9 protein-coding genes are annotated in these 8,741 nt (G+C 62.7%); 3 read left to right on the forward strand and 6 right to left on the reverse strand.

Annotated features, from left to right (window positions below; genetic code table 11):
• The 3 genes from Q7J58_RS08000 to orn form a co-directional block, all read right to left on the reverse strand.
• Positions 1-906 (reverse strand): DEAD/DEAH box helicase (locus tag Q7J58_RS08000; protein ID WP_304825907.1); only part of this gene is annotated, 906 nt, incomplete at its 3' end.
• A gap of 405 nt (positions 907-1,311) precedes the next feature.
• Positions 1,312-2,898: an inorganic phosphate transporter gene (locus tag Q7J58_RS08005; RefSeq protein ID WP_304825910.1), complete on the reverse strand. Its 1,587-nt coding sequence runs from the start codon at positions 2,896-2,898 to the stop codon at positions 1,312-1,314.
• Positions 2,899-3,003: 105 nt separating this feature from the next.
• Positions 3,004-3,606 carry an oligoribonuclease gene (orn, locus tag Q7J58_RS08010; protein WP_304825913.1) on the reverse strand — a complete coding sequence of 201 codons (603 nt, stop codon included), beginning with the start codon at positions 3,604-3,606 and terminating at the stop codon, positions 3,004-3,006.
• Between the two features lie 101 nt (positions 3,607-3,707).
• Here orn and Q7J58_RS08015 point away from each other — a divergent pair, with 101 nt between their 5' ends.
• The 3 genes from Q7J58_RS08015 to rsgA are packed head-to-tail and all read left to right on the forward strand — an operon-like array spanning position 3,708 to position 6,361.
• Positions 3,708-4,988 (forward strand): M48 family metallopeptidase, encoded by a 1,281-nt coding sequence (locus Q7J58_RS08015; RefSeq protein ID WP_304825916.1) that lies wholly within the window; start codon positions 3,708-3,710, stop codon positions 4,986-4,988.
• A gap of 21 nt (positions 4,989-5,009) precedes the next feature.
• The gene (locus Q7J58_RS08020) at positions 5,010-5,330 is read left to right on the forward strand and encodes a 4a-hydroxytetrahydrobiopterin dehydratase (RefSeq protein WP_304825919.1); all 321 of its coding nucleotides are present in this window, start codon (positions 5,010-5,012) and stop codon (positions 5,328-5,330) included.
• A gap of 44 nt (positions 5,331-5,374) precedes the next feature.
• Positions 5,375-6,361, forward strand: coding sequence for a ribosome small subunit-dependent GTPase A (gene rsgA, locus Q7J58_RS08025; RefSeq protein WP_304825922.1), 987 nt, complete (start codon positions 5,375-5,377; stop codon positions 6,359-6,361).
• Positions 6,362-6,389: 28 nt separating this feature from the next.
• On the opposite strand, the gene Q7J58_RS08030 is transcribed toward rsgA, so the two are convergent.
• From Q7J58_RS08030 to Q7J58_RS08040, 3 genes are all read right to left on the reverse strand, one after another.
• On the reverse strand, positions 6,390-7,325 hold the full coding sequence (locus Q7J58_RS08030; protein ID WP_304825925.1) for a CobD/CbiB family protein: 936 nt from the start codon (positions 7,323-7,325) through the stop codon (positions 6,390-6,392).
• 84 nt (positions 7,326-7,409) lie between these two features.
• The gene (locus tag Q7J58_RS08035; RefSeq protein ID WP_304825928.1) at positions 7,410-8,093 is read right to left on the reverse strand and encodes a CoA pyrophosphatase; all 684 of its coding nucleotides are present in this window, start codon (positions 8,091-8,093) and stop codon (positions 7,410-7,412) included.
• Between the two features lie 155 nt (positions 8,094-8,248).
• The coding region (locus Q7J58_RS08040; RefSeq protein ID WP_304825931.1) for a group II intron maturase-specific domain-containing protein at positions 8,249-8,741 on the reverse strand (493 nt) is incomplete at its 5' end.

Consider the following 8,741-nt stretch of genomic DNA (forward strand, 5'->3'; position numbering starts at 1 on the left):
CACTTTTTGAACGTGCTTGCCGCCGTCGTGCATCACGCGCATGGCGAGCTGTTGAATGCGGGGCGCGAACGTGGCCGAGAACATCATGGTCTGGCGGCGCTGGCTGGTCATGTCGTTGACATCGGCCAGGTCGTCGGAGAAGCCCAGGTCGAGCATGCGGTCGGCTTCGTCCACCACCAAAAACTGCACTTTGTCGAGCTTGATTTGCTGCGAGCGCTGCAGGTCCAGCAGACGGCCAGGCGTGGCCACCACCAGATCGGCGTTTTGCAGGCGGGCAATTTGCACCTGGTAAGGCATGCCGCCGACCACGTTGGCAATGCGCAGGCCACGGCAATGGCGCACCAGGTCGATGGCGTCTTGCGCCACCTGTTGGGCCAGTTCGCGGGTGGGGCACAAAATCAGGGCGCCAGGGGTGGCGGCCTTGAAGTTGCGTGCGCTGGTGGGGTCTTTGCGCTTGGGGCGCTTGGGGGCAACTTCGCCTCGGGCCAGAGCTTCGGCCACGGAGCGGTCAAAGTCGGCACGCTCTTGGGCTTCGGCTTGTGCCTGCTGTTGCAGCAGGGTGTGCAGCACGGGCAGCAAGAATGCAGCGGTTTTGCCACTGCCGGTCTGGCTGGAGACCATCAGGTCGGCGTAACGCGCTTCGCCTTCGGCCAGCATGGCCTTGGGCACGACGTTGATTTGCACTTGGGTGGGCTTGATATAGCCCAGATCGGCACAGGCTTGAACCAGCTCGGGCGCCAAGCCCAGCAATTCAAAACCGTTGGGTTCGGTCGGCACCGGTGCGGCGTCGGCCATGTCGTCGGTGGCGGCTTCAACGGCCACGTCGGCCACTTCAGCGATAAAAGCGTCTTGCGCAGGCGAAAATTCGTCGCGGGTGTTGTCGGAGAAATCCAATGAGTCGTTCATGTTCCATCATCCTGTGCGCAAAAAAGTGGAGCGCACGTGATCGAGCAAAGCGGGAACTGTTCCGGGCAAGCGGGCAAAGCCGGTGCCGCAGTTTCAGGCTGCTTCATTCGTGGTTGGCAAAAACATCAACCATCAAACGAAGAGCGCCGCTCGTCAGATCGAAAAATCTGACAGAGGATGGCGCATGGGCCCTGGAGATAAACATCAACCGCGAAGATCCACCGAAGGTGAATGGCTGTCACGGTCGTGGCCGTCAGTGGGGAAGCTTGAGCGGTTTTGCTGCTGGCTTCCCGACGGTATCAGGACTCTGAGTGTGAGGCAGATGCACAAATCAGCGCAGTTTCCTGCGCAGCCTCCGATTATGGCAGATTTTAGGGAAAACCCTGAAAATATTTTTCACTCAACTCAACTGAGCACCGCCGCCACGATGTGAAAGAGAATGGCCGCCAGCACAGCCGTGGCAGGCACGGTGACAATCCAGGCTGCGACGATACGCATGACCACAGAGCGTTTGACGATTTCCTGCTTGTAGGCTTTCTTCAGCGCCTTGCGCTCGCTCTTGGCGAACAGGGCGCCTTCGGCCTCTTCGCGCGCCTTGGTGCGGCGCTTCATCTCGGCCAGCATGCGTTTTTTCTCCTGCACCTCGGCCGCCTCGAAGCGCTGCAGGTAAGCCTCGACCTCGGCCCGGTCTTGCCCTTGGTGGCCGGCAAACACCACCGCTTCCATCTTGGCGTAGTTCACCTTGAGCAACTCACGCAGGAAACCTACACCAAACACCGCGCCAATCGTCACGTGCGTGGTGGACACCGGCATACCCAGCTGCGACGCCACGATCACGGTGAGCGTGGCAGCCATGGCGATGGAATACGCACGCATGTTGTCCAACTCGGTGATTTCCTTGCCCACGGTGCGGATCAGCTTGGCACCGTACAAAGCCAACCCGATGGCCAGACCCAGCGCACCCAGCACCATGATCCACAGGGGCGTTGCGGCTTTGGTGGCCACAGCGCCTGACTTCACGGCTTCGTAAATGGCCGCGAGCGGGCCGATGGCGTTGGCGACGTCGTTGGCGCCGTGTGCAAAGCTCAACAACGCCGCAGAGCACACCAGCGGCCAAGTGAACAGGCGGTTCACACCGTCTTTGCTGTTGTCTTGGCGCGAAGCCATGCGCGCGACGGGCTTGCGCACCACCGCCCAGGCCACAAGGGCCAAGGCGGCGCCCACCAGCAGCGCGGCCAAAAAGCCCACCTTGACCAGTTGACCCAAGCCCTTGAGCATCATGTAAGTCACAAAGGCCCACACCATGGCAGCGATGAGCCAGGGCACCATACGGGTGGCGGCCTCGGTTTTTTCAGCCCGGTAGGTGATGCTGCGCTTGATGAGGTAGAGAAAACCCGCCGCAATGGCGCCGCCCATCAGAGGCGAAATGACCCAGCTCGCCACAATGGCGCCGATGGTGCCCCAGTTGACCAAACCCCAGCCGCCAGCCGCAATGCCGGCACCCATGACGGCGCCAATGATGGAATGCGTGGTGGAAACAGGTGCGCCCACCGCCGTGGCCAGGTTCAGCCAGAGGGCACCTGCCAGCAAGGCTGCAAACATGACCCAGGCAAACAGACTGGGGTCGGTGATTTGCTTGGCGTCGATGATGCCGCCCTTGATGGTGCCCACCACTTCGCCGCCCGCCACGATGGCACCCAAGGCTTCGAACACAGCGGCAATCAGGATGGCCCAGCCCATGGTGATGGCACCCGAACCCACCGCAGGGCCCAGATTGTTCGCCACATCGTTGGCGCCAATGTTCATGGCCATGTAGGCGCCCACAGACGCGGCCACGATCAACAGCCACACGGCCGACGATGAGAGGCCTGCTGTCGACGCGCCGGTGAGCGAGGCGTAGACACCGACCACGATCAGGAAGAAAACGGCAGCGCCGAGTTGCAACACGTCTTGGTATTTGGAGACGAAGCGGGACTTGGATTTTTTTGTCATGGAAAACTCGCGAATATGTCACGATTTTGACACGCAAAAGACCGAGGTAACCGCGCCTGTAGCGCCCCGCACAGCGCATGTGCACCCGAAGGTGGCGACAAAGACCTACCGCAAAAAGTGCGTGCGGTAGTGCTCAAGTTCGTCGATGGACTCGTGCACGTCGGCCAGCGCGGTGTGCTTCTGGTGCTTCTTGAAAGCGTCGTACACCGCTGGGCTCCAGCGTTTGGCCAACTCTTTGAGCGTGCTGACGTCCAGGCAGCGGTAATGGAAATACGCTTCCAGTTTGGGCATGAACTTGACCAAAAAACGGCGGTCCTGGCTGATGGTGTTGCCACACATGGGTGAGCTGTTTTTGGGCACGTATTGGCCAATGAAGGCCAGCAGCTCGGCCTGTGCCTGCTCTTCAGTGACGGTGCTGGCGCGCACCTTGTCAATCAAGCCGCTGCGTCCGTGGGTGCCCTTGTTCCAGTTGTCCATGGCACCCAACACAGCGTCGCTCTGGTGGATCACCAGCACGGGGCCTTCCACGCGCGGCGTCAATTGCGGGCCGGTGATGATCACCGCAATTTCCAGCAAGCGTTCTTTTTCGGGGTCCAAACCGCTCATTTCGCAATCGATCCAGACCAGATTTTGGTCACTTTTGGCCAAGGTGGGCACTGCGACTGGGGCAGCGGACACAGCATGTTCGGTAGGGTTGTGCAATTTCATGGCGGGATTTTCGCCGATCCGGGGCAGTCGCCCGCAAACGCCTGGGGGAAACCAGTGGTCCGCGCGCATCCGCTGGTGCTGTCTTCGATAGACTCACGGGCATGGACACCGCATCATTGACCTTTACCGCCGTTTTTTGCGCCTTGCTGGTGCTCAGCCTGATCACGCGCACCGTGCTGGCCAGCCGCCAGATACGGCACGTGGCGCGCCACCGGGGCGCCGTGCCAGCGGCCTTCAGCCACACCATCGCATTGCCAGCACACCAGAAAGCGGCCGACTACACCATCACCAAGTCGCGTTTTGGCCTGCTGGAGATGGCCATTGATGCCGCACTGTTGCTCGGCTGGACGCTGCTGGGTGGGTTGGACTGGCTCAACCAGACGCTGCTGGGCGCGCTGGGTGGCGGCATGGTGCAACAACTGGCTTTGCTGGCTGCCTTCGCGCTCCTCGGCGGGCTCATCACCCTGCCGCTGGGTTGGTGGGCCACGTTTCGCATTGAAGAGCGTTTTGGCTTCAACAAAATGACCCTCTCCCTCTGGCTGGGTGACTTGTTCAAAGGTGCGCTTGTGGGCGCCCTGGTGGGGCTGCCCATTGCCGCCCTGGTGCTGTGGCTCATGGGCGCGGCAGGCGCCACCTGGTGGCTCTGGGCCTGGGGCGTGTGGATGGCCTTCAACCTGCTGGCGCTGGTGCTGTACCCCACGGTGATTGCTCCTTTGTTCAACAAATTTGAGCCCCTGCAAGACGAAACGCTGAAGGCCCGCGTGAACGCACTGATGCAGCGCTGCGGCTTTGCCGCCAAAGGTCTGTTTGTCATGGACGGCAGCAAACGCAGCGCCCATGCCAACGCCTACTTCACCGGGTTTGGTGCCGCCAAACGCGTGGTGTTTTTTGACACCCTGCTGCAGCAGCTCAACCCGGCCGAAATTGACGCCGTGCTGGCGCACGAACTCGGACACTACAAGCGCCGCCACATCATCAAGCGCATTGTGTTGATGTTTGGTTTGAGCCTGGCGGGCTTTGCGCTGCTGGGCTGGTTGTCGGGCCAAGCCTGGTTTTACACCGGCCTGGGCGTCATGCCGTCGCTGGAGGCGCCCAACAACGCGCTGGCGCTGCTGCTGTTCATGATGGCGGTTCCCCTGCTCACCTTTTTCCTCTCACCCCTGATGGCGCGCATGTCGCGCAGCCACGAATTTGAAGCCGACGCCTACGCCATGGCCCAGACCAATGGAGCCGACCTGGCCAGTGCGCTGCTCAAGTTGTTCAAGGACAATGCCAGCACGCTCACGCCCGACCCGGTGTATGCGCAGTTCTATTACTCGCACCCACCCGCCAGCGAGCGCCTGGCCCGCCTGCTGGCGGCCGGCCCCGACCACACCGCCTGAAGGCACACGGACACCCACACCATGAACCCGATTCACCACAACCGCCGCGCGCTGTCGGCCACCGAAATCGTGACCCAACTGACCCAGCTCAACGGCGACGCCGCCCAGGGCTGGAAGTTGATCGACGGCTCGCTGGAGAAGACCTACACCTTTGCCAACTTCCACGAAACCATGGCCTTCGTCAATGCGCTGGCCTGGGTGGCCCACCGCGAAGACCACCACCCCGACCTGGCGCTGGGCTACAGCCGGTGCAACGTGCGCTTCAACACGCACGACGTGGGCGGCATTTCGGCGAGCGACTTTTTCTGCGCCGCTGCGGTTGATGCGCTGCTGAAAGCCTGAATGCAACACCCAAATTCGGACATTCATTCGGACAGGCACACCGTTTGAAGCGCAGCCACACCACGCAGCCCTCTGGGGCCAGCGTTGCAACCACACCCCCCACCGACGGACTGGTGGTAGCGGCCCACGGGCGGCACTGCCTGGTGGAAAGCCCCGATGGCGAACGCCGCATCTGCCACCCCCGTGGCAAAAAGAGCCAGGTCGTCGTGGGCGATCAGGTGCTGTGGCAAATCACCGGCGACGAAGGCAGCATTGAGCGCGTGCAGACGCGGCGCAACCTGTTTTACCGGCAGGACGAGATGCGCACCAAGTCGTTTGCAGCCAACCTGGACCAGATACTGGTGCTGGTGGCAGCGGACCCGGAGTTTTCAGAAAGCCAGCTCGCACGCGCCCTGATTGCGGCGGAGGCCGAGCACATTGATGTGCTGATCGTGCTCAACAAAAGCGATGTGCAACCGGGCTTTGACCGCGCGTGGGCGCGTCTCGCACCCTACCGCCGCATGGGTTGCTCGGTGCTGCCGTTGCGGCTCAAAGGGGAAACCGCAGCTACCAGCGAAGCCGGTCTGGATGAGTTGCAAGCCCGTCTGGCGGGCAAACGCACGCTGGTGCTCGGGCCATCGGGCGTGGGCAAAAGCACGCTGGTGAACCGCCTGGTACCCCATGCGCGAGCACTCACCGGCGAAATTTCTCGCGCGCTCAATTCGGGCAAGCACACCACCACCAGCACCACCTGGTATTGGGTGGACGAACAGCGCCAGACCGCGCTGATCGATTCGCCGGGTTTCCAGGAGTTCGGGCTCAACCACATAGAACCCATGCAGCTGGCACACCTGATGCCCGACCTGCGCGCCAACCTGGGCACCTGCCGCTTTTACAACTGCACCCATCTGCACGAACCCGGCTGCGCCGTGGTGTCGCATGTGCAGACCGGTGACGAACTGGCGGCCAGCGACGCCTTGGCCATCAGCCCCTACCGCTACCAGATCTACCAGGAACTGTTTGACGAGCTGTCGAACAAGCGGCGCTACTGAAAAGATAAGCGCTGGGGCTGTCGGCCTGTCAGCCTACCAGTCGAGCCAGCGTCAGCAGAGCCAGCAACAACATCCACAGCACCACGCTGCGCCACACCAGGCCCACCACGCTGCCCAGGTGGGCGAGCTGGGGTTCGGGTCGTTGGCTGCTGTCAGCATCGTCGGCGGGGCCACTGCCCTCAGGCTGCGACGCCAGTCGCACATTGAGCGCGCCCGAGGTGGCGGCCAGCACCACACCGTCGCTGCCCGGAGCAAAGCGTTCTGCGTCACCCCGCCAGCTGGCCACCGCTTCTTCAAAGTTGCCCACAATGGCAAAGCCCAGCGCCGTCACGCGGGCCGGCAGGTGGTCGACCCATTGCCAGGCCTGCGCTGCGGCACTGCGCAAGGCTTCGCTCGGCGTGCCATCGGGGCGAACGCGCCAGTTGCGCGACAGGTACTCGGCCATGCGGTAGAGCACCGCGCCCGCGGGCCCCAGGCCCAGCACCCAGAACACGACAAACGCCACCAGCACACCAAACACATGCCGGTGGGCAGACAGCACCGAATGCTCGATCACCTGGCGCAACAGCTCGGTGCGCGGCAGGCTGCTGGCATCCACTTGCAACCATTGCGCCAACTTGTCACGCGCCGCCACGTCGTCGCCCACATCCAACGCCTGACGAATTTCGCTGAAATGGTGGCTGAACTGCCGAAAGCCCAGGGTCACGTAAAGAACCCCCACCATCCAGGCAAAGGCCAGCACGGTGCTGAACTGCCAAAGTCCCCAGTAAACCAGCCCAACCAACAGCGAAGGGCCGCCCGCTGCCAGTGCCCAAGCCCCCCAGCCGTGAGCCGATTGTCCGGCGTCCAGATTGCGGCGCACCGTGCGGGCCCAGCCCCGCAAGCCCGCGTGCACTGGATTGTCGTGCGCGAGTGGGCGAGCTTGCTCCAGCAACAGTGCGATCAGGATGGCGAAAAAACTCATGCCGCCATCATAGCGGCGCAGGTGCCAGACACTGCACCGGCTGCACCACCGAACAGAAACCAGACAATCGCCCTATACGGCAGCTCACGCGCTGAGCATGCGGTAGAAGTTGCGCAACATACCCGCCGTGGCGCCCCAGATGAAGCGCTCCTGGGCGCCGTCCTGGTATGGCATGGAATACCACTCGCGCACCACCCCCTCATAGGTCCATGCGTGGCGGCGGTGGTGCAGCGGATTCATGAGATAGACCAGCGGCACTTCAAACACATCGTCCACTTCGTGCGGATTGGGCTGCAAGGCGAAGCCCGGCCGCACCAGGCCCACCACGGGTGTCACGGTGAACGCGGTACCGGTGACATACACCGGCAAGGTGCCCAACACCTCCACCCGTTCCGGCGGCAGGCCAATTTCTTCGTGCGTTTCCCGCAGCGCTGCGGCCGTGGCGCTGGCATCGGTGGCATCGAGCTTGCCGCCTGGCAGAGCAATTTGTCCCGAGTGGGTTGACAGGTGGCGTGTGCGCTGCGTCAGGATCAGCATGAGCTGCTCACGCATCACCAGGGGCAGCAGCACAGCGGCCTGGGCAGGCGCACGGTCGGCAAACTTTTTTTCCTGCAGCAGCTCGGGCGTCCAGGCTGGTGGGCTGGCAAACAATTGGCGCAGACCCTGCGGTGTCAGACGGTCAGCCGCCGGGGGGCGCAGGCCGTCGCCAGCCAGGCCATGCACGACCGGCACCTCGCGCGGGTCAAAAATAGGCAGGGGTTTGAGCATGTCGCTGAGCATAAGTCAGCCGCGGTGGCGCCACAGCGTCCAGGGTGACTGGACGTGGGTCACAGGTATCGGCATAGGGGGCAGCCATTATCGGCTGCACCCCTGCCACACCACCCGGCATGCGGGTCCGCACCGGGCGGTTCGAGAGCTTGAGGTCATGACAGCCTGGGCACGCCCAGCCGGTCAAAGTACGCAAGGGTCAACACGCGCTTGATGACACCGTTGCTGTTACGCCACCATCTATGGCAGTTGCCCGCCACTTGGTTTGCCACATCATCGGACGCCCCCAGCGCCTTGAGTTCCCGGTAGATCGTCTTTGGCCGTTTCCAGTGCCTGAGCTGGATTGCCCTGAGCCGGTGGCGCAGCCACTCGTCCAGCCTTCGCCAGACCTTGGGCGTTTGCGCCATCCCGAAGTAAGCCTTCCAGCCCAGCAGGTAGGGCCTGAGTTTCTCCACCACCTGCGCCATGCTGCGCCCGCCCGAGCGGCGTGTGAGTTGCCGCATGCGAGCCTTGAAGTTGTCCAGCGCCTTGTAGGCCACCGCACATTTAACCTCTTGGCCCTTGGCCACCCACAGTTCGTAGCCCAGGAACTTGCGCCCAAAGGCACTGGCCACAGCGCTCTTGGCTTCGTTGATTTGAAGCTTCAAG

Origin of the sequence: Hydrogenophaga sp., from assembly GCF_030656115.1 — a bacterium.
Classification (GTDB): domain Bacteria; phylum Pseudomonadota; class Gammaproteobacteria; order Burkholderiales; family Burkholderiaceae_C; genus Hydrogenophaga.

Bases quoted from the DNA above. Each gene is read 5' to 3' on its own strand.
- Q7J58_RS08005 (WP_304825910.1), bottom strand. From the start codon at position 2,898: ATGACAAAAAAATCCAAGTCCCGCTTCGTCTCCAAATACCAAGACGTG.
- orn (WP_304825913.1), bottom strand. From the start codon at position 3,606: ATGAAATTGCACAACCCTACCGAACATGCTGTGTCCGCTGCCCCAGTC.
- Q7J58_RS08015 (WP_304825916.1), top strand. From the start codon at position 3,708: ATGGACACCGCATCATTGACCTTTACCGCCGTTTTTTGCGCCTTGCTG.
- Q7J58_RS08020 (WP_304825919.1), top strand. From the start codon at position 5,010: ATGAACCCGATTCACCACAACCGCCGCGCGCTGTCGGCCACCGAAATC.
- Q7J58_RS08030 (WP_304825925.1), bottom strand. From the start codon at position 7,325: ATGAGTTTTTTCGCCATCCTGATCGCACTGTTGCTGGAGCAAGCTCGC.
- Q7J58_RS08035 (WP_304825928.1), bottom strand. From the start codon at position 8,093: ATGCTCAAACCCCTGCCTATTTTTGACCCGCGCGAGGTGCCGGTCGTG.